Origin of the sequence: Roseomonas sp. E05 (assembly GCF_030063475.1) — a bacterium.
Lineage (GTDB): Bacteria > Pseudomonadota > Alphaproteobacteria > Acetobacterales > Acetobacteraceae > Pseudoroseomonas.
In genome coordinates this window covers 370,161-390,740 of record NZ_JASIRT010000001.1, presented here as the reverse complement: position 1 = coordinate 390,740, position 20,580 = coordinate 370,161, and the positions used below count along the sequence as shown (strand labels likewise).

17 protein-coding genes are annotated in these 20,580 nt (G+C 73.4%); 10 read left to right on the top strand and 7 right to left on the bottom strand.

From position 1 onward, the window contains the following. From lptG to QMO56_RS01835, 9 genes are all read left to right on the top strand, one after another. On the top strand, window positions 1-1,113 hold the full coding sequence (gene lptG / locus QMO56_RS01875; RefSeq protein WP_283523326.1) for an LPS export ABC transporter permease LptG: 1,113 nt from the start codon (window positions 1-3) through the stop codon (window positions 1,111-1,113). A gap of 60 nt (window positions 1,114-1,173) precedes the next feature. Further along, window positions 1,174-3,519, top strand: a complete 2,346-nt coding sequence (locus tag QMO56_RS01870; RefSeq protein WP_283523325.1) for an LPS-assembly protein LptD — start codon at window positions 1,174-1,176, stop codon at window positions 3,517-3,519. Between the two features lie 68 nt (window positions 3,520-3,587). Continuing rightward, on the top strand, window positions 3,588-4,928 hold the full coding sequence (locus QMO56_RS01865) for a peptidylprolyl isomerase (RefSeq protein WP_283523324.1): 1,341 nt from the start codon (window positions 3,588-3,590) through the stop codon (window positions 4,926-4,928). 7 nt (window positions 4,929-4,935) lie between these two features. After that, entirely contained in the window at window positions 4,936-5,763 is an 828-nt protein-coding gene (rsmA, locus tag QMO56_RS01860) for a 16S rRNA (adenine(1518)-N(6)/adenine(1519)-N(6))-dimethyltransferase RsmA (RefSeq protein WP_283523444.1), read from the top strand. A gap of 237 nt (window positions 5,764-6,000) precedes the next feature. Then, entirely contained in the window at window positions 6,001-7,503 is a 1,503-nt protein-coding gene (locus QMO56_RS01855) for a leucyl aminopeptidase (RefSeq protein ID WP_283523323.1), read from the top strand. 82 nt (window positions 7,504-7,585) lie between these two features. After that, complete coding sequence (locus QMO56_RS01850) at window positions 7,586-8,935, top strand: M17 family metallopeptidase (protein WP_283523322.1); 1,350 nt, start codon at window positions 7,586-7,588, stop codon at window positions 8,933-8,935. Then, a complete protein-coding gene (locus QMO56_RS01845; RefSeq protein WP_283523321.1) occupies window positions 8,932-9,399 on the top strand; it encodes a VOC family protein in 468 nt (155 codons plus the stop codon). The genes QMO56_RS01850 and QMO56_RS01845 overlap by 4 nt, the downstream gene beginning before the upstream one ends. Next, window positions 9,396-9,845 carry a DNA polymerase III subunit chi gene (locus QMO56_RS01840; protein ID WP_283523320.1) on the top strand — a complete coding sequence of 150 codons (450 nt, stop codon included), beginning with the start codon at window positions 9,396-9,398 and terminating at the stop codon, window positions 9,843-9,845. Before QMO56_RS01845 ends, QMO56_RS01840 begins: the two co-directional genes overlap by 4 nt. Before the next feature lie 184 nt (window positions 9,846-10,029). Then, a complete protein-coding gene (locus QMO56_RS01835; RefSeq protein ID WP_283523319.1) occupies window positions 10,030-11,010 on the top strand; it encodes a phosphotransferase in 981 nt (326 codons plus the stop codon). A 155-nt stretch (window positions 11,011-11,165) separates the two neighbouring features. On the opposite strand, the gene QMO56_RS01830 is transcribed toward QMO56_RS01835, so the two are convergent. From QMO56_RS01830 to QMO56_RS01820, 3 genes are all read right to left on the bottom strand, one after another. Continuing rightward, complete coding sequence (locus QMO56_RS01830; RefSeq protein WP_283523318.1) at window positions 11,166-11,960, bottom strand: creatininase family protein; 795 nt, start codon at window positions 11,958-11,960, stop codon at window positions 11,166-11,168. Between the two features lie 73 nt (window positions 11,961-12,033). Then, the gene (locus QMO56_RS01825) at window positions 12,034-12,747 is read right to left on the bottom strand and encodes a FadR/GntR family transcriptional regulator (RefSeq protein ID WP_283523317.1); all 714 of its coding nucleotides are present in this window, start codon (window positions 12,745-12,747) and stop codon (window positions 12,034-12,036) included. A gap of 20 nt (window positions 12,748-12,767) precedes the next feature. Beyond that, window positions 12,768-13,319 (bottom strand): sugar O-acetyltransferase, encoded by a 552-nt coding sequence (locus tag QMO56_RS01820; RefSeq protein ID WP_283523316.1) that lies wholly within the window; start codon window positions 13,317-13,319, stop codon window positions 12,768-12,770. 577 nt (window positions 13,320-13,896) lie between these two features. Here QMO56_RS01820 and QMO56_RS01815 point away from each other — a divergent pair. Further along, window positions 13,897-15,099 (top strand): mandelate racemase/muconate lactonizing enzyme family protein, encoded by a 1,203-nt coding sequence (locus tag QMO56_RS01815; protein ID WP_283523315.1) that lies wholly within the window; start codon window positions 13,897-13,899, stop codon window positions 15,097-15,099. A 120-nt stretch (window positions 15,100-15,219) separates the two neighbouring features. On the opposite strand, the gene QMO56_RS01810 is transcribed toward QMO56_RS01815, so the two are convergent. The 4 genes from QMO56_RS01810 to mtaB form a co-directional block, all read right to left on the bottom strand. After that, entirely contained in the window at window positions 15,220-16,695 is a 1,476-nt protein-coding gene (locus tag QMO56_RS01810; protein WP_283523314.1) for a phospholipase D family protein, read from the bottom strand. Next, window positions 16,692-17,567, bottom strand: a complete 876-nt coding sequence (locus QMO56_RS01805; RefSeq protein ID WP_283523313.1) for an endonuclease/exonuclease/phosphatase family protein — start codon at window positions 17,565-17,567, stop codon at window positions 16,692-16,694. The genes QMO56_RS01810 and QMO56_RS01805 overlap by 4 nt, the downstream gene beginning before the upstream one ends. 135 nt (window positions 17,568-17,702) lie before the next feature. Next, complete coding sequence (gene ftsY / locus QMO56_RS01800; protein WP_349362332.1) at window positions 17,703-19,328, bottom strand: signal recognition particle-docking protein FtsY; 1,626 nt, start codon at window positions 19,326-19,328, stop codon at window positions 17,703-17,705. A 4-nt stretch (window positions 19,329-19,332) separates the two neighbouring features. Continuing rightward, complete coding sequence (gene mtaB / locus QMO56_RS01795) at window positions 19,333-20,550, bottom strand: tRNA (N(6)-L-threonylcarbamoyladenosine(37)-C(2))-methylthiotransferase MtaB (RefSeq protein WP_408906494.1); 1,218 nt, start codon at window positions 20,548-20,550, stop codon at window positions 19,333-19,335. Window positions 20,551-20,580 lie beyond the last annotated feature (30 nt).

Here is a 20,580-nt window from a genome sequence, read left to right as displayed (position 1 = left end):
ATGCCGGCCTTCTCCCCCACGCTCTCGCTCTACATCGCCCGGCGCTTCGCCGGCATGGTGCTGGCGATGATAACGGCGCTGACCGCGCTGGTCGCGCTGTTCGACTTCATCGAGCTGCTGCGCCGCGCCGCCACGCGGCCGGATGCGGGCTTCCTGCTGGTCGCCTCCATCGCCTCGCTGCGGCTGCCCTTCATGATCATGCAGATCCTGCCCTTCGCCATCCTGCTGGGCGGGATCCTCGCCTTCTGGCGCCTGTCGCGCGCCTCGGAGCTGGTGGTGGCGCGCGCCGCCGGCATCTCCGCCTGGAGCTTCCTGCTGGGGCCGGTCTTCGTCGCGGTCTGCCTGGGCGGGCTGGCCACCACGGTGCTCTCGCCGCTCTCCGCCGCCATGCTCTCGCGCGCCGAGCGGCTGGACGCCACCTACCTGCGCAACACCGCCGGCCTCAGCACGCTGGCCGGCGGGCGGCTCTGGCTGCGCCAGGCCGACACCAGCCTGGAGCCCGGCGGCGTGGCCATCATGGCGGGCGTGCCGGAGGTCGGGCCGCAGGGCTTCGTGCTGCGCGACATCTCGCTCTGGCGGCTCTCCGCCGACGACCGGCCGCTGGCGCGGGTGGAGGCGCCGCAGGGCCGCCTGGTGCCGGGCGCCTGGGTGCTGCAGGATGCCGTGACCTTCGGCGCCAATCGCCTGCCCTCGGCGCCCGAGGCGCTGCGCGTGCCGACCGTCCTGACCCCCGACCGCATCGAGGAGAGCTTCGCCAGCCCGGATACGCTCTCCTTCTGGGCGCTGCCGGACTTCATCCAGGTGCTGGAGAGCTCCGGCTTCTCGGCGGTGCGGCACCGGCTGCAGTTCCAGTCGCTGCTGTCGCTGCCGCTGCTGACGGCGGCCATGGCGCTGCTCGCGGCCGGCTTCTCGATGCGCCATGCGCGGCGCGGCGGTGTGGCGCAGATGATGGGCGCCGGCGTCGCCGCCGGCTTCCTGCTCTTCCTGCTGGACAAGGTGGTGGAGGAGTTCGGCCAGGCCGGCACCCTGCCGGTGGTGCTGGCCGCCTGGGTGCCCTCGGTGGCCGGGCTGCTGCTGGCGCTGACCCTGCTGCTCTACGTCGAGGACGGCTGACACGCGCCGCCCTGGCCAAGCCCTCTCGCCGCCGTCCGGGGAAGCGGCTATGCAGGCGGCATGGACCGAGCCATGCGCGACGCCGGAGCAAGCCCGGCTGGGAACAGGAAGGCCGGGCGGTGGCCGCGGCCATGCGGCTGGCGCACCGCGCTGCTGGGCAGCGTCGCGCTGCTTTCGGTGGTGGCGCCGGCCAGCCGGGGCGTGACGCAGCCCGCCGGGGGCGCCTCGGCGCAGCCCATCGCCGCGACGCCTCCCGCCACCCCGCCGGTCCAGCCCGCCGCGACTCCGCCCGCGCCCGGCGCCGCCGCGCCGCAGCAGGACGGCAACAACGCCCCCGTCACCTTCACCGCCGAATCGGTGGAGTACGACCGCGAGCGCAACCTGGTCACCGCCAGCGGCGCGGTGGAGGCCTGGCAGAACGAACGCATCCTGCGCGCCGACCGCTTCACCTTCGACCGCAACACCGGCATCGCCACCGCCGAGGGGCATGTCCAGCTCCTGCAGCCGGACGGGCAGGTGCTGTTCGCCGACCGCGCCGAGCTGACCGGCGACCTGCGCGACGGCGTGCTGGACGGGCTCTCCGCCCGGCTGGCGCAGAACGGGCGCCTGGTGGCCAATGGCGCCCGGCGCACCGGCGGCTCCCTCCTCGACCTCTCGCGGGTGCTCTACTCCTCCTGCGACCTCTGCGCCGAGGACCCGACCGCGCCGCCGCTCTGGGAGCTGCGCGCCCGCTACGCCACGCACGACCAGGAGGAGAAGCGGCTGCGCTACCGCGACGCCTCGCTGCTGCTGGGCGGCGTGCCGGTGCTCTACACGCCCTATCTCTCGCATCCCGACCCCTCGGCGCCGCGCGCCTCCGGCTTCCTGACGCCGACGCTCGGCACCTCGAGCTTCCTCGGCGGCTTCGTGCAGACGCCCTATTACTGGGCGATCGACCCGAGCCAGGACCTGATCCTCTCGCCCACCCTCTCCACCAAGCAGGATCCGGGGCTGGGCTGGGCCTATCGCCGCCGCTTCAACGCCGGCGAGATCTCGGCCACCGGCTCCTTCGGCCAGCGCGACGGGGCCAAGGACGAGGAGGGCTGGGGCGCGCACATCTTCAGCCGGGGCCAGTTCGCGCTCGACGAGCACTGGCGCACCGGCTTCAACTTCAACCGCGCCAGCAGCGAGGCCTATCTGCGCGCCTGGCGCTATCCCTCCCAGCGCACCCTGTCCTCCGACATCTACGCGGAAGGCTTCTGGGGCGCGGAGGGCTATGCCCGCATCGACGCGCGCGGCTACCAGGGCCTCTCCGAGGTGGACGACACCGGGCAGATCCCGCTGGTGCTGCCCAACCTGTACTCCGACTACTGGTGGGGGCGCGACCGCCTCGGCGGCTACTTCACCATGGACGCCAGCGCCTTCGCCCTCTCCCGCAGCGAGGGCACGGACACCCGCCGCCTGGCCTCCCGCCTGCGCTACGAACTGCCGCACGTGGACCGCTGGGGCGAGATCTGGACGGTCCGCATGCAGGCCGACGGCATGGGCTACTGGGCCGACGACCTCGACCTCGCGCCCAACTACGCCAGCCAGGGCTCGGTGGAGGATGCGCGCGGCAATGTCCGGCTGGGCCTGGACTGGCGCCTGCCCATGCTGCGCAGCGCCGGCGAATACGGCAGCCAGCTGATCGAGCCGCGCGTGCAGGTCGTCACCGGTCCCTCGATGGGCCGGCAGACGCTGATCCCGAATGAGGACAGCCTGGAGTTCGAGTTCACCGACGCCAACCTGTTCGAGCTGAACCGCTTCCCCGGGCGCGACCGGCAGGAAGGCGGCACGCGGGTGGACGCGGCGCTGCGCGGCGCCTGGTTCTTCCCCAATGGCGGCCAGCTCGAAGGGCTGGTCGGCCGCTCCTACCGGGCCAGCCGCGAGGAGGTCTTCGAGGAGGGCTCCGGCCTGGAGGACAAGGCCTCCGACTGGGTCGGCCGCGTGCGGCTCTCGCCGGTGCCCTGGCTCGACCTGACGGCGCGCACCCGGCTCGACAAGGACGGGCTGACCCCCCGGCTGGTCGAGACCCAGGGGCGGGTCAGCTTCGGCCGGGCCAGCGTCAGCGCCAGCTACCTCTACACCGTGCCCTCCGCCGCGCTGACCACGCAGCAGGAGCGGCGCGAGGTGAGCGGCAGCGTCAGCGGCCAGGTCACCCGCTACTGGCGGGCCGGCGCCTTCGGCCGCTACGACCTGGAGCTGAACCGCGCCGTCGCCGCCGGCGTCAGCCTCACCTATGAGGATGAGTGCCTGATCTTCGACACCCGCTTCGCCCGCACCTATGCCGATCCGACCAGCACCTCGTCCTACTACACCTCGGACACGGTCCTGCTGTTCCGGCTCTCGTTCAAGACGGTGGGCGATTTCGGCTTCCGGGCCATCTGACGAGGGGCCGCTCCACCTCGTGCAATTGGGGCTGGCGGCGCCGCGCCGCACGGCCTAGGAAACCCGCCATGCGACTCGCCCCCGCCTTCTCCCGCGCCCCGCGTCCGGTCCGGCTGGCCCATGCCCTGGCCCTCGCGCTGCCACTGACCCTGCCGCTCGCCCTGCCGGCGGCCATGGCCGCGCCCGCCCAGGCGCAGGGGCGGCCGGCGGGCGTGGACGACAGCAACCACATCGTCGCCGTGGTCAATGGCGACATCGTCACCGCCAATGAGGTGACGGAGCGCGCCCGCCTCTTCGCGCTGAATGCCGGCATGCGCGCCGTGCCCGAGGTCGTCCAGCGGCTGCGCCCGCAGGTGACGCGCCTGCTGGTGGACGAGCGGCTGCGCATGCAGGAGGTGCAGCGGCGGCGCATCCCCGTTTCGGATGCCGACATTGCCGCCGCCGTGGCCGAGATCGAGCAGCGCAACGGCATGCCGTCCGGTGGCCTGGCGGCGCAGCTCCGCGCCGCCGGCGTCGAGCCGCGCGCGCTCTACGACCAGATCCGCACGCAGATCGGCTGGTCGCGCCTGGTGCGGCAGCAGCTCGGGGCGCAGGCGCAGATCGAGCCGGCGCGGGTGGAGGAGTATCTCGCCGCCCGCAAGGCCCGCATCGGCGAGCCGGAATACCTGGTCTCCGAGATCTTCATCCCGGTGGACGATCCGACCGCCGAGGCGGAGGTGCAGCGCTTCGTGGAGGACGTCACCGGCCAGCTCCGCGCCGGCGTGCCATTCCCCGCCGCCGCCACGCAGTTCAGCCAGAGCCAGAGCGCCCTGCAGGGCGGCGATATGGGCTGGTCCCGCCCGGACGAGTTCGACCCCGCCGTGGCCGACGTGCTGAAGCGGATGCCCACAGGCGCCATCGCCAACCCGATCCGGGTGCCCGGCGGCTTCCAGATCATCGCGCTGCGCCAGAAGCGCGAGACGGGGCGGGATCTGGCCACCATGGTCACGCTGCGCCAGGCCTTCTTCCCCTTCACCAGCCCGCTGGACCCGCAGGCGCCGACGGCGCAGCAGGTGCAGGCGGTCGAGCGCGCCCGCGCGATGGAGGGCAAGTCCTGCTCCACCGTCGAGGCCGCCGCCCGCGGCTCCGACCGCCCGGCCGATCCGGGCGGGCCGCTGCGGCTGGAGACGGTGCAGCCGGCGCCGCTGCGCAACATCGTCGCCGGGCTGCCGGTCGGGCGCGCCAGCCAGCCGCTGATCACGCCCGAGGGCGTGCTGGTGATCGCCGTCTGCTCGAAGGAGACGCGCAACCTGGCCGAGCTGACGCCGGAGCAGGCGCGTGTCCAGATCCTGCGCGACCGTGTCGAACTGACCTCCCGCCAGCTGCAGCGCGACCTGCGCCGGCGCGCGCAGATCGACATGCGGAGCTGAGCCGGCCATTTCCCCGCCGCTTCCCTCGCTCGCGGAGACCATCGCGAAGCATGGCCTGGCCGCGCGCAAGGCCCTCGGCCAGCACTTCCTGCTCGATGCCACGCTCTGCGCCCGCATCGCGGCCCTCGCCGCGCCGCTGGAAGGGCGGCACGTGCTGGAGGTCGGCCCCGGCCCGGGCGGCCTGACCCGCGCCCTGCTCGACAGCCCCGCCGCCGAGGTGGTGGCGGTGGAACTGGACCGCCGCGCCATCGCCGTGCTGGAGGAACTGGCCGCCGCCTATCCGGGCCGGCTGCGCATCGTCGAGGGCGACGCGCTGAGGGCCGAGACCGAAAGCCTGCTGCCCGCGCCGCGCAAGGTGGTGGCGAACCTGCCCTACAACGTGGGCACGCCGCTGCTGATCGGCTGGCTGCGCGAGGCCGCGCTGTTCGAGAGCCTGACGCTGATGTTCCAGCAGGAGGTGGCCGAGCGCATCGTCGCCGCCCCCGATACGGAGCATTACGGCCGCCTCGCCGTGCTCTCGCAGTGGCGCTGCGCCTGCCGCATGGCGCTGCGCCTGCCGCCCGGCGCCTTCAGCCCGCCGCCCAAGGTGTGGTCCGCCATCGTCCACCTCGTGCCGCACCCGGAGGCGCCGGAGCCCGCGCTTCTCGCGGCGCTGGAGCGCGTCACCGCCGCCGCCTTCGGGCAACGGCGCAAGATGCTGCGCTCCAGCCTGAAGTCGCTCGGCGACGCCGAGGCACTGCTGGAGGAGGCCGGCATCGAAGGCACGCGGCGGGCCGAGACGCTGAGCGTCGCGGAGTTCGACCGGATGGCGCGCATCGTCCTGGCGCGCGGCTGAAGCCGAAAAGGTCGGGGGAAGGAATTCCCCCGAACCCCCATCTTCTTTTTGCCAGCTTGGTTCCGGTCTCTCGCCCGGTCAGCCTCGCGAAGCACGAACGCCTTCTTCCATCGCTGCCATCGGATGCCCGCACGCCTCCGTGCGCTGGCAGGCCGTGCCCCTGGCGCCCGTGCGACAGGGTGCTATCGTTTTCACCTTTAACGATCCTGAACGCCGGAACCGCGCACGGAACCCCACATGCCCGATATTCTTTTCGTCAAGCCGACCCTGCCCCGCGCCGGCGCGATGGTGCTGCCCCTGGCGGAGGGCTTCACGCTCTCCGGCCTCGCCAGGGAGGCGGACGAGGCAACCGGCGGCGCCATCGCGCGCGGCCTTGAGGCGGCCGGGTTCAAGGGCAAGAAGGGGCAGACCTGCACGCTCTGGGCCCCGGGGGGGCATCTTTCACGTGTCGTCGCGGTCGGCCTCGGCGCCACGCCGGATGAGCGCAGCGCCGAGGCGGCGGGGGGTGCCACCTGGCCGCTGGTTTCCGCCGAGCCGGAAGCGGTGGTCGCCGCCGAGGGGCTGAACGCGGCGCTCGCCGCGGCGCTGGCCTTCGGCGCCCGGCTGCGCAGCTACCGCTTCGACAAGTACCGCACCAAGGAGGGCGCGGAGGACAAGCCGAAGCTGGTGCGCCTGGCCATCGCCAGCGCCGAGCCGGAGGCCGCCCGCGCCGCCCATGCGCCGCTCTCCGCGGTGGCGGACGGCGTGTTCCTGGCGCGCGACCTGGTCAGCGAGCCGCCCAACGTGCTGTTCCCCGAGGAGATGGCGGAGCGCTGCCGCAAGCTGGAGAAGCTCGGCGTCGAGGTCGAGATCCTCGGCCCGAAGGCGCTGAAGGAGCTGGGCTTCGGCGCGCTGCTCGGCGTGGCGCAGGGCAGTGCGCGCGAGCCGCGCGTGGTGGTGATGCAGTGGAAGGGCGCCAGCCAGGGGGGGAAGAACGGCGGCAAGGGCGAGGGCAGGGCCGGGCCGGTCGCCTTCATCGGCAAGGGCGTGACCTTCGACACCGGCGGCATCTCGATCAAGCCGGCGGGTGGCATGGAGGACATGAAGTTCGACATGGCCGGGGCCGGCGCGGTGATCGGCGCCATGGCGGCGCTGGCCGGGCGCCGCGCGAAGGTGGACGCGGTCGGGCTGGTCGGGCTGGTGGAGAACATGCCCTCCGGCACCGCGCAGCGGCCGGGCGACGTGGTGAAGTCGCTCTCCGGCCAGACCGTGGAGGTGATCAACACCGACGCCGAGGGCCGCCTCGTCCTGGCCGACGTGCTCTGGTACGCGCGGGAGCGCTTCAAGCCGCGCTTCATGGTGGACCTCGCGACGCTGACCGGCGCGATCATCGTGGCCCTCGGCCACGAGCATGCCGGCCTGTTCAGCAATGACGACGACCTCGCGCAGAAGCTGACCGCCGCCGGCACGGCGGTGGGCGAGGCGCTGTGGCGGATGCCGCTGGGCGAGGCCTATGACAAGGCGCTGAAGTCCGACATCGCCGACATGAAGAACGTGGGCGGCCGTCCCGGCGGCTCGGTGACGGCGGCGCAGTTCATCCAGCGCTTCATCGACACGCGCGAGGGGCCGATGCCCTGGGCGCATCTCGACATCGCCGGCACCGCCTGGGCGACCAAGGACAGCGCCACCGTGCCGAAGGGCGCCACCGCCTTCGGCGTGCGGCTGCTCGACCGGCTGGTGGCCGGGCACTACGAGGGCTGATGGAATGGCGGGGTCCGGGGTGACACTGTCACCCCGGCAGGGGGTCCAGGGGGGCGGCGCCCCCCTGGCCAGGGTCTGAGTGATGCGCCTGCGCCTGCGGGCCCATCTCGGCGCCAGGGCCGCGCTGCGCCCACGGCTGCTGCCCTGGCGCGCCGGCCATCCGGCGCCGCTGCCGGACATGCCCTTCACCACCGGCACCGCACGCTGGCGGGAAGGCGTGGCGGTGGCGCCCGGGCCGGACTGGGAGGAAGCCGGGGCCGCCGCCGTGGCGGTGCTGCCCGAGGGCACCCGCCGCGCCGTGCTGGACGCCCGCGCCTTGCGGCCCGAGGAGGCGGTGGCGATGGCCAGCGGGGTGGCGCTGCATGCCCCGTGCGGCTTCCGGCTGGACCTGTGGCACGCGGACACGGCGGCGGTGGCGCCGCTGTGGCGGAATGCGCGCGCGGTGCTGAAGGGTGTGGCGCTGGCGCGCAGGCTGACCCTCGCCCCCGGCAATGCGCTGACCCCGAAGCTCTTCGCCAGGCGGCTGCGCCGGCTGGAGAGGCACGGCATCGCGGTGCATGTGCTCGGGCGGAAGCGGCTCCGGGCGGCGGGCTTCGGCGCGCTGCTGGCGGTGGGGGAGGGCTCGGCCAACCCGCCGCGCCTGGTGGTGCTGCGCTGGCCCGGCCGCATTCCGGCGCCCCCTCTGGTGCTGGTGGGCAAGGGCATCACCTTCGACACCGGCGGCCTCTGCCTCAAGCCGGCCGCGGGAATGGAGGCGATGCGCGCCGACATGGCCGGCGCCGCCGCCTGCGCCGGGGCGATGCTGGCGCTGGCGCTGCGCGACAGCCCCGCGCCGGTGGCCGCCGTGCTGCCGCTGGCGGAGAACGCGATCGGCGCCGCCGCCTACCGGCCGGGCGACGTCATCACCACCCTGTCCGGCCAGACGGTCGAGGTGGTGGACACCGATGCCGAGGGCCGCCTCGCGCTGGCCGATGCCCTGACCTATGCGGTGCGCGCCTTCCGCCCCGAGGCGGTGGTGGACCTCGCCACGCTGACCGGGGCGGTGATCACGGCGCTCGGCCACCACCGCGCCGGGCTGTTCGGCAATGACGCCCCGCTGGCGGCGGCGCTCTGCGCGGCGGGGGAGGCGGTGGGCGAGTGCCTCTGGCCGCTGCCGATCGGCGAGGCGCACCGGCGCGACCTGGAGAGCGGCATCGCCGACCTGCGGCAATGCGCGAGCGGGCGCTACCAGCCGGATGCCTGCCATGCCGCCGCCTTCCTGCGCGAGTTCCTGGGCGAGAGCCCGCCGGCCTGGGCGCATCTGGACATCGCCGGCATGGTGGACGAGCCTGCGGACCGGCCGCCCGGCGCCGCGCCCATTCCGGGCGGCTTCGGCGTGCGGCTGCTGGACGCGCTGGTGGCCGGCCGCTTCGAGGACCCGCATCGCCGATGACGACCCCCGCCGAGGCGCCTCCCGCCAGCGGCTTCGCGCCCCTGGTGCCGGAGCTGGACGTCACCGACCTCGCCCGCAGCCTGGACTTCTGGACGCGGGTGCTGGGCTTCCGCATCGCCTATCAAAGGCCGGCGGAGGGCTTCGCCTATCTGGAGCGCGAGGGGCCGGGCGCGCTGACCGTGCAGCTCATGCTCTGCCGCTACAACGGCGCCTGGGCAGTCGCGCCGCTGGAGCCTCCCTTCGGCCGCGGCATCAACTTCCAGATCGGTACGTGCGGGCTGGCGCCGATCCTGGCGGCGCTGGAAAGCGAGAGCTGGCCGCTGTTCCAGCCGGTGGAGGAAGAATGGTACCGCGCGGGTGCGGTGGAGGTGGGGCAGCGGCAATTCCTGGTGCAGGACCCGGACGGCTACCTGCTGCGCTTCACCGAGAGCCTGGGGACGCGGCCATGGCCGGAGGCATCTTGAGCGAGATCGGCTTCTACCACCTGACCCGCACGCCGATGGAGCAGGCGCTGCCCAAGCTGCTCGGCCGCGTGCTGGGGCAGGGCGGGCGGGCCGTGGTGCGGGTGGGTGATCCGGCGCGGCTGGCCAGCCTGGACGCCTCCCTCTGGCTCTCCGCCGACCCGGACTGGCTGCCGCACGGTTCGGCGCAGGGCATCGGCCACCCCGAGTTGCAGCCGATCTGGCTCACCACCGAGGATGAGGCGCCGAACGGTGCCCGCTTTCTCTTCCTGGTGGACGGCGCCGACAGCGCCCGCCTCGGCGCGTTCGACCGCGTGCTCGACCTGTTCGACGGGCAGGACGAGGCGGCCGTCGCCGCCGCGCGGCGGCGCTGGTCGGCGGCCAAGGCGGCGGGGCACAGCCTGACCTATTGGCAGCAGGGCCCGCGTGGCTGGGAGCGGAAGGCCTGACGCCGCCGGGCCAGCCCTCCTGACCGCCCGCAACGTTGTTTGTACTTCGCCGATACTGCTCCTGTTCTGTTTATCCGTGGCTTGCGATTGCAGGAGCGGCAGGGTTGAGGCGCGGGATGCCGCGTTTCATTCTTCCGCCATGCAAAACCAGGCACAGGTTCTGAACGGAACGCGCGCTTTTCTGGTGCGCTTCGCGGGGGAGGGGGCGGCGCGCGCCAGCCTCGAACACAAGCCCCTGCATGGCGGCATCGAGGCCGCTTCGGTGCTGCTGGTGACCGCCCGCTACCGGGACGAGGCCGGCCGCCCGGTCATGCGGCGCTTCGTCGTGAAGCATCTGCGGGGGCGGGCGGCACGCGAGGGCGCGATCTACGAAACGCTGCTGCCGCATCATGCCGCGCGGCTCGCGCCGCGGCTGCTGGGCCGGCTTCCGCTGGATGCGGATGGCTCTCTGCTGTTCATCGAAGCGATCCGGCGCGCCGAGGCCTGGCCCTGGCGCGATCTCGCGCTGGGCAACGACCTGCTGCAACGCCTCGCCGCCCTGCATGCCGCCGGCCCGCAGGCGGCGCAGGCGATGCCGCCCTGGGACTATGCGGCGGAGCTCCAGGCCATGGCGGAGGCGACCTATGCCGCCCTCGACGCCTGCCGCCTGCATCCCGAGCTCGCCGTCCTGGCACGCGAGCGGCGCACGGTCGGCCGCATCGTCCTGGGCCTGCCGGCGCTGCGCGGCAGCCTTCTCGCCGAGCAACCTTTCGGCACCCGGCTCCTGCATGGCGACATGCATGCGGGCAACGCGCTGGCCTGCCGGCGCGGGCGCGGCGTCGAGCCGGTGCTCATCGATTGGGGCCGCGCGCGGCTGGGCTCGCCTTTCGAGGATGTCAGTTCCTGGCTGCAATCGCTGCGCTGCTGGGAGCCGCAGGTGCAGCGGTTCCATGACAGCCTGCTGAAGGCCTATCTCGCCGGTCTCGGCCTGCCGCAGCGCCTGACGTCGCAGGTGCGCGCGGCCTACTGGGTCGCGGCGGCCTCCAATGCGCTGGCCGGCGCGCTGCTCCATCACCTGCATCTCGCCCGCGACCCCCGCCAGGGCACGGCGCGGCGTGCGGAGGCCTTCCGTGCGGCACGGGACTGGCTGCGCGTGCTGCGCCGGGCCGCCGCCTGGGCTTGTTGAGAGGAAAAAGGCCAGGAAAATTCAGGCCTCTCCTTGAATCCGCCAAAGGGCAGAACCGGGGGAGAATGAATTCTCCCCCGAGCCCACGCTTCGGGCAAGCACGGGAACTGGCAGGAAAAAGATGGGGGTCTGGGGGAATTCCTTCCCCCGGCCTTTTACTTCCCGCCCTTCCACACGTCGTGCGGCGCGCGCCACAGCACCGGGTCGCGCATCGCCTCGGCCAGTGCACCGGAGACGAGCTCCAGCAGCTTCTCGCCCTTCTCGGCGGTGGCGGCGCGCGGGTCGCCCATCACGCCGGTGCCGGGGGCGCGCTCGGCGAAGGACCAGAAGCGCTGGAACGGGCCGGCGCGCGTGGTGGAGGGATCGGAGAGCGCGCCGGCAACCTTGTCCTGCCGCACCTGCTCCGGATGCAGGGCCAGCCAGAAGCTGGTCTCCGCCTCGCAGGCGTGCTGCACGCCGGGCTGCGTGTCCAGCAGCTCGCCCAGCTTCGGGCCGGCGACATGAAAGACGGTGGTGGCCACCACCGGCATGTCGAATTCGAGGCACAGCTCGCGCGCGGCCACCGCCAGCGGGTCGATGTTGCCGCCATGGCTGTTCACCAGGAACAGCTTGCGGAAGCCCTGCGCCTTGATCGAACGGCAGACGCAGGTCAGCACGGCGCGGAAGGTGGCGTAGTCCAGCGTGATGGTGCCGCCGTAGGGAAGGTGGTGCTCGGACATGCCCTGCCACATCGGCGGCAGCACCACGGCCGGCAGGTCGGCGGCCTTCTGCGCCGCGCGGATGCAGCAGGCATGGCCGATCATGCTGTCGGTCCAGACCGGCAGATGCGGCCCATGCTGCTCCAGCGAGGCGACCGGCAGCACCACCAGCGCATCGCGTTCCGCCAGGGCGCGCAGCTCGGGGGCGGTCAGCCGGTCCCAGCGCACCGTGTTCTCCATCGCAAGGCTCATCGGGGTCATCCTCCGCTTCAGGTCGAAGGGCGAACGGAACCACGCGGCGGGCAGGGCGTGAAGGGCGCGCCGCTCAGTCGGCCTGCCCGAACAGCCGGCGGATACCACCCCGCAGATGCGCCGCCATCGCCGCATGGGCCGCCGCCGCGTCGCCCGCCTCGATGGCCGAGAGGATGCGGTCGTGCTCCGCCTGCATCTCGGCGAAACGCTCTCGGGAGGGGAGGGTGCAGAGCTCGCGGGTGAGGCGGATGCTGAAGCGGGTCTGCTCCGCCAGCGCGGCCAGGGTGGCCAGGAAGAAGCGGTTGCCGCTGGCCCGGGCGATGGCGAGATGGAAGGCGATGTCTTCCTCGATGGCGGGCCGCCCCGTGGAGCCTTCCGCCTCCAGCGCCTGGGCGGCCTGGCGCAGGGCGGCGCGGGCGGCGGGGTCGCGGCAGGCCGCGGCGCGGGCGGCCATCTCGCTCTCCAGGCCGCAGCGGAACTCCAGGAAGCTGCGCACGTCCGGGATGCTGCTCAGCGGGCCATAGACCAGGCGAAGGGGAGGCGGGGCGGCGCTGTCCCGCACGAAGGTGCCGGACCCCTTGCGCGTCTCGATCCGCCCCGCGGCCTGCAACCGGGCGAGGGCCTGCCGCAGCACCGGGCGGGAGACGGCGAAGCGCTCGGCCAGCGCGTGCTCGCCGGGCAGGCGGGCGCCGGGCGGGAACTCGGGCGAACCCAGCATCTCCAGCAGGCGGGCATGGATGGTGTCGCTCAGGGGGCGGTTCGCGCCGGGATGGGTCACGGGAGGCATGGCGGAGCGCGCGGGCCGGGTCAGGTCCGCAGGCGCGCGGGGTTGCCGAAGGCGGTCGCGCCGGCGGGGACATCCCGGGTGACCACGCTGCCCGCGCCGATCAGCGCGTCATCCCCGATGGTCACGCCCGGCAGGATGATCGCGCCGCCGCCGATCCAGACATTGCGGCCGATCCGGATGGGGCGGCCGAATTCCAGGCCCGAGGCCCGGCCTGCCGCATCGCGCGGATGGTCGGCGGCGAGGATCTGCACACCCGGCCCGATCTGCGTGCGGTCCCCGATGGTGACGGGCACGACGTCGAGGATGACGCAGTTGAAGTTCAGGAAGGCGCCGGCGCCAAGGCTGATGTTGTAGCCATAGTCGCAGTGGAAGGGCGGCCGGATCACCGCGCCCTCGCCGACGGCGGCGAGGCGCTCCGCCAGCACGGCCCGCCGCTCGGAGGCGGAGCGGTCCAGCATGGCATTGTAGCGCGCCATCCAGCGCCGGGCCGCCATCATGTCGGCCTGCAGCTCGGCATCGCCGGCATCGTAGAGTTCGCCGGCCAGCATCTTTTCCTTTTCCGTGCCCGGCATCCGGCGTGTCTCCTTGCCCCGGCTGATCGGGAGGGCGCGTCACGGGCTTCAGGCCTCGTGCGGCGCATCCTTCTCCGGTGAACGGCCAGAACCTGGCGAATCTGTAAAATCTGTCAATAGATAAGCGCGCTCTCCGGGCAGATCTACGGCAAGCCGGCAAATCTGTTTGACAAATTCCGGGCATCCCCGAAGCTGCTCTCCATCGGCGGCACCGGCGCCCGCGAGGCCGGCGAAAGCCGGAGCCCGATGCCGCTCCGGAACGCCCACGGGGAAGGAGGAAACGCCCTCATGAAGAGAAGAGCCGCCCTGGGCCTTGCTCTCGCCCTGCTGGTGCCCTGGCTGTCCGCCGCCCGCGCGCAGGCGCCGGACCGGCCGGCACGCCGCCGGAGCGGGTCGCCGCGCTGAACGCCGCCTTCAATAGGGCGCTGGAGGACCCGGCCGTGCGCCAGCGCCTGCAGGAGGCCGCCGTGGTGCCGCTGGGCGGCCCGCCCGAGCCATGGGCGAGCAGGTGAAAAGCGAGACCGCCCGCTGGGGCGAGGTCATCCGCGCCAACAACATCCGCGCCGACTGAGGCTCCATGTCCCGTATCACCCGCATCCGCACCATCCGCATCGCCGAACGGCCGAACCTGATCTGGGCCGAGATCGAGACCGATGAGGGGCTGACAGGCCTCGGCGAGAGCTTCCGCGGCGCCCAGGCGGTCGAGGCGGTGCTGCACGAGCAGGTGGCGCCGGCGCTGATCGGCCGTGACGCCCGCCGCATCGAGGCCGTCTCGCGCCAGCTCATGACGCCCTATCTGGGCTTCCACAGCGCCAGCGCCGAGGTGCGCGCCGCCAGCGCCGTGGACCTCGCGCTCTGGGACCTCGCCGGCCAGCGGCACGGCATCCCCGTGCATGAGGCGCTGGGTGGCGCGGTGCGCGGCGAGATCCGCGCCTACAACACCTGCGCCGGCTATGCCTACAACACCAGCGGCACGGCGCGGCGCGACATCGGCGCGGCGGATGCCGTTGCCGGCCCCTATGATGACCAGATCGCCTTCATGCGCGATGCCGGCGCGCTGGCCGAGAGCCTGCTTGCTGAGGGCTATGCGGCCATGAAGATCTGGCCCTTCGACATCTACGCGCCGGCCACCGGTGGCCACATGATCAGCCTGGAGGACCTCAAGGCCGGGCTGGAGCCGTTCCGCAAGATCCGCGCCGCGGTCGGCACCCGCATCGAGGTGATGGCCGAGCTGCACAGCCTCTGGGGCACCCAGGCCGCTGCCCGGATCTGCCGCGCGCTGGAGGATTACGGCGTGTTCTGGGCCGAGGACCCGATCGCCAAGATGGACGACGCCCAGGCGCTCGCCGACCTGCGCCGGCAGACCCGCACGCCGCTCTGCGGCAGCGAGACGCTGGGCGGCGCCGTGCCCTACCGCGCATTGCTGGCCGCCGATGCGGTGGATGTGGTGATGCTCGACCTCGCCTGGTGCGGCGGACTGACCGAGGGCCGCAAGATCGCCGCGCTGGCCGAGGCGCATGCCAGGCCGCTGGCGCCGCATGACTGCACCGGGCCGGTGACGCTGATGGCCGGGCTGCACCTCGCGCTGCACGCGCCGACGGCGATCTTCCAGGAGGTGGTCCGCGCCACGCTTGCCACCTGGTACCGGGATCTGGTGACGGAGCTGCCGGTGCTGAAGGCCGGCATGGTGCAGGCGCCCGAGGCGCCGGGCCTCGGCACCGCGCTGCGGCCGGAGGTGAAGCAGCGGGCCGATGCGGTGATCCGCGAGACCGCGGGCTGAAAAAGGCTGGGGGCAAGAATTCCCCCAGACCCCCATCTCCCTTTTATCGGGGGGTGCTTCGAAAAACTCGAAGAAGAAAGAAGGGGGTTCGGGGGAATTCCTTCCCCCGACCTTTGTTTTTCAGAGCTGCGCTTCCAGCGGCAGCCAGCGCACCAGTCCCGCCATGGCGCGCCGCCCCCAGGAGGCTTCCGGCTCGTGCTTTGTGCTGCCGAGGTCGTCGGTCCAGCGCAGATGGCCTTGCGGCGTGAGGGAAAGGCGGTAGCTGCGCCGCAGGTCGGTCAGGCGGCGGTACTCGCAGTCCAGCAGTTCGGCCAGCCCGGGATGGCGGGCGAAGGCGCCCATCTCGGTGTTCAGGTTGGCCGAGCGGGGGTCAAGGTTGAAGGTGCCGACAAAGACCAGCTCGCGGTCCACCATGATCGCCTTGGTGTGCAGGCTGGCACCGCGCGAGCCGAAGACGCCCTTGCCGCTGCGGCCGCTGCGCTTCAGTTCGTGCAGCTCGATGCCGAGTTCCAGCAGCCGGTGGCGGTAGCGGGCATAGCCGCTGTGCACCGCCACCACGTCGGTGGCCGCCAGCGAGTTGGTGACGACCCGGATGCGCACCCCGCGCCGGACCATCTCCTCCAGCAGCGCCATGCCGATCCTGCCGGGAACGAAATAGGGCGAGATCAGCACCGCCTCCTGCCGCGCCTCGCGCAGCACGGCGCTGATGGCGGGCGCCATGCCGCCCGGCGCGTTGCGCCCCTTCGCCTTGGCCGGCGGGTCGGCGAGCACCCGCACCGTGCCGTCGGCGGGCAGCAGGTGGTAGTCCTGCGCCAGCATCTGCGCCCGGGTGGCGGTCAGCACCTGCAGATAGCGGCTCGCCTCCTGCGCGGCGGGGATCTCGTCCAGCTCCTCGCGGAAGGCGGCCAGCGCCTCCGGCCCCAGCTCGGCGGGCTTGCGGAACTGCCCCACCGGCCTGGCCAGGCTGCTGGCCCAGTAGGTCTCAAAGACGCGCTGCGCCTGGGTGCTGGCCTCGCCGGCGATCAGCAGGTCGAGGTCGCGGAAGTTGAAGTCGCCGGCGCCGTCGAAATAGGCATCGGCGATGTTGCGTCCGCCGACCAGCGCCAGCTTGCCGTCCACCACCCAGTTCTTGTTGTGCATGCGGTGGTTGAGGTGCCAGCCGCCGAGGGCGAATTCCAGCCCCATGCCGAACTGGCCGAGCCAGCGCAGGCGGGCGGTGTTGAACAGCCGCACCTCGATCATCGGGTGCGCCGCCAGCAGGGTGATGCGGCGGTCGATGCCGAGCGCATAGCTGTCGTCCAGCAGCATGCGCACGCGCACGCCGCGGTCGGCCGCCTGCAGCACCTCGCGCGCCAGCAGCCCGCCGGTGGTGTCGTCCGACCAGTGATAGTACTGCAGATCCAGGCTGCGGCCGGCGGCGCGGGCGCTGAAGGCGCGCACCATGAAGGCCTCCAGCCCCGTGGGCAGCAGGGCCACGCCGGTGTCGTTGCCGTGCAGCAGGGTCTCGACCACGTCATCCAGCTCCGAGCGCGGCGGCGCGGCGCCCGCCACGACGGCCGGATGCGGCCGGGGGCGGAGCAGCGTGCCGCTGCTCATGCCGCCGCCGCGACGTCACCGGGCGCCGCCGCCTGCGCCGCAGCCAGCGAGAGCCGTGCCTTCAGCGGGAGGTGATCGGAGGCGACGCGCGCCAGGGGGGTGTTGTGGGCCTGCACGTCCCGCACAACGCCACGGGGCCAGCCGAAGATGCGGTCCAGCGCGAAGACCGGCATGCGGGAGGGGAAGCTCGCCGGGCCGAAGGCCACGCTGCCGAACAGCGACTCCAGCGGCCGCAGCGAGGAGCGGGGACCGGGGCGCCATTCGTTCAGGTCGCCCAGCATCAGGGTCGGCATGCTGGCGCCGCGCGCGACCGCCTCCAGGATGGTGGCGGCCTGGCGCAGCCGGCAGCGCCGCAGCAGGCCGAAATGCGCGGCGACGATGCGCAGCTTGCCGGCGGGCAGTTCCAGCTCGGCGAGGACGGCGCCGCGCGGCTCGGCGCCGGGCAGGGCCAGGCGCTGCACCTCCAGGGGCGTGCCGCGCCGCACCAGCAGGGCGTTGCCGTGCCAGCCATGCCCGTCCGGCAGGCGCGAGACCGGCACCAGGGAGAGGCCGCCCTGCTGCAGCGCGTCCGTGTCGAGCAGACCGGTGCGGCGGCCGAAGCGGCGATCCGCCTCCTGCACGGCCAGGATGTCCGGCTGGATCTCGGCGATCACCTGGGCAATGCGGCCGGGATCGAAGCGGCGGTCGGTGCCGACGCATTTGTGCACGTTGTAGGAGGCGACGGTGATCTCGTCCGCCCCCGGCGGGGGCAGCGGCGCCACCGAGGGCAGCACCGACAGGCCGTGTGGTCCGCGCAGCTCCGAGAGCCGGCTGGCCGGGGCATGCCCCACCGGGCGCCGACCGCCTCGGTGCGAGGCGTCAGGGGGTGTCATGCTGCGCTCCGGGAAACACGCGAGATTCGCTCCGCCTGGGTTCGAGGAAGGGCGGCGCGGCGGGCCGCCTGCTGCTTCCAAACCTAGGAAAGCCGGCCCGGGTTTCCAAGCGACAGCTTAACGACTGTGTGCCGCTCAGCTCAGGCCGAGCAGGGAGCGGGCGAAGTCCCGCGCCGCGAAGGGCCGCAGGTCGGCCGCCTTCTCGCCGACGCCCACCGCATGGACGGGCAGGCCGAACTCCTGCGCCAGCGCAACCACGATGCCGCCCTTGGCGGAGCCGTCCAGCTTGGTGACGACGAGGCCGGTGACGTTCACCATCTCGCCGAAGACCTTGCACTGCTGGGTGGCGTTCTGGCCGGTGGTGGCGTCCAGCACCAGCAGCACGGAATGCGGCGCGGTGGGATCGACGCGCTGCATCACGCGGATGATCTTGCGCAGCTCCTCCATCAGGGCCGACTTGTTGTGCAGGCGCCCGGCGGTGTCCACCAGCAGCACCTCGGTGCCCCGGGCCTGGGCCTCCTTCAGCGCGTCGAAGGCCAGCGCGGCGGCGTCCGCCCCCTCCTTGGCGGGGGCGAAGACCTCGCAGCCCGTGCGCTCGCCCCAGATCTGCAGCTGCTCGACGGCGGCGGCACGGAAGGTATCGCCGGCGACGAAGCCGACGCTGCGGCCCTCCTCGCGCCATTGCTGGCCGAGCTTGGCGATGGTGGTGGTCTTGCCGGTGCCGTTGACGCCGACCACCAGCACCACATGCGGGCGTTTCGTCCCGTCCAGCACCAGCGGCTGGGCCACCGGCTGCAGGATCTCGGCGATCTCGGCGGCCAGCGCCTCCTTCACCTCCTGGTCCGTCACCTCCTTGCCGAAGCGGCTGCGGCGGAAGGCGGTGACGACGCGGTCCGCCACGGCCACGCCGAGATCGGCGGTGATCAGCGCCTCCTCCAGCTCCTCCAGGGCCGCGTCGTCCAGCTTGCGCTTGTTGAACAGGCCGGTGATGCCGTCCGTCAGGCGCGCGGTGGAGCGCGAGAGGCCCGCCCGCAGCCGGCCGAACCAGCCGGTCCGCCCGGCGGCCTCCTCGGCCGGGGGAGCGGGCGCGGCCTCCGGCTCGGAAGGCAGGAAGGCGGTGACGGCGGGCGGCAGCGCCCCGCTCCGCTCCGGCTCAGCGGGCGGCTCGGGCGAGGGCTCGGCCGGCGGCGGGGCCGGAACCTCGGGCGGTGGCGCGGGCATGCCGGGCGGCGGGGCGAGGGGCGGCACTTCCGGTGGTGGCGCGGCCGGGGCGGACGGCGCGGCAGGGACCGGCTGCTCGCCCGGGGCGGGCTGCCAGCCCGGCGGAGCAGGGGGCGCCTGGCCCGGCACCGGCGGTGGTGCCGGCTGCTCGGGCAGGCCCTCGCGCGGCGGCGCCTCGGCGGGCGATGCGGGCGGCACTTCCGGCGGCGGCACGGGGACGGCGGGCGGCGCGGGGGGCGGTACCTCGGTGGGCACCCGGGGCAGGTCGCCGGGCGGCAGGCTGTCCTGCGGCGAGGGCGAGCGCAGCTCCGGCGGGGCCACGGGCGTCAGCGGCGGCGGCAGTGCCGCTGCCGGGGGCTCGTCGGGACTGCGGGTCTCGGGCGGGGCGGGGGCGGTGGCCGCCGGCTGCGCCGCCTGCGGCGGGGCTTCCTCCCGGGGCTCGTCCGGCCCGGCCACCGGGCTGGCCGGCGGCGCGGCCTCCTCGGCGGGCTTCTCCTTCTCGCGGCCGGTCAGCTTGGCCCAGATGTCGCGCAGCGCCATGGCGTCAGGCCGCCTCGGCCAGCAGGCCGTCCGGCCCGGCGCCCCGCACCCGCGCGCGGATGATCCGGCCCTGGGCCTCGGGCAGCGCCGCACCGGTGAGGCGGAGCGGGGCGAAATGCTCGGTATGGCCGCGGTCGGGGGCTTCCAGCAGCACGGTTTCCTCCTGGCCCCGCAGGGCGTGTTCGAGGCGGGCGTTGTAGAAGCCCGCGGCGGCCCCGGCGCCGGCGGCGCGAAGGCGGGCGGCGCGCTCGCGGCGCAGCGGCATGGGAAGCTGTGGCATCCGCGCCGCCGGGGTGCCGGGGCGCTCGGAATAGGGGAAGACGTGCAGGAAGGTCAGCCCCGCTTCCGTCACGAGATCGAGCATCTGGCGGAAATGCTCCTCCGTCTCGGTGGGAAAGCCCGCGATCAGGTCGGCGCCGAAGGCGATGTCGGGCCGCAGGGCGCGGGCGCGGGCGGCGCAGGCCAGCGCGTCGGCGCGGCTGTGGCGGCGCTTCATCCGCTTCAGGATCAGGTCGGCGCCGTGCTGCAGCGAGAGGTGCAGATGCGGCATCAGCCGCGGCTCCTCGCCGATCAGCCGCCAGAGATCGGCGTCGATCTCCACCGGGTCGAGCGAGGAGAGGCGCAGGCGGGGGAGTTCGGGCACCAGGGCGAGCAGGCGGCGGACCATCTGGCCGAGCGTCGGCTGGCCGGGCAGGTCCGGGCCGTAGCTGGTGACGTCCACCCCCGTCAGCACCACCTCGCGGTAGCCGCCTGCCACCAGGGCGCGCACCTGCTCGACAATGGCGCCGACCGGCACCGAGCGGGATGGGCCGCGCCCATAGGGGATGACGCAGAAGGTGCAGCGGTGGTCGCAGCCCTGCTGGACCTGCACGAAGGCGCGGGCGCGGCCGGCGAAGTCGGTGACGAGATGCGCCGCCGTCTCGGTCGCCGCCATGATGTCGGTGACGAGCTTTCCCGCGGGGGCGGGCGGCGCCTCCAGCGCCCAGGCCTCGGGCTTCAGCTTCTCGGCATTGCCGATGACGCGGGCGACGCCCGGCAGGCCAGCCCACTTCTCCGGCGCGATCTGCGCGGCGCAGCCGGTGACCACGATGCGCGCCCCCGGGTTCTCCCGCGCCGCGCGGCGGATCGCCTGCCGCGCCTGCCGCTCCGCCTCGGCGGTGACGGCGCAGGTGTTGACCAGAATGGTGTCGCGGTGCCCGGCCTGGGTGGCGAGGTCGCGCATCGCCGCGCTCTCATAGGTGTTGAGCCGGCA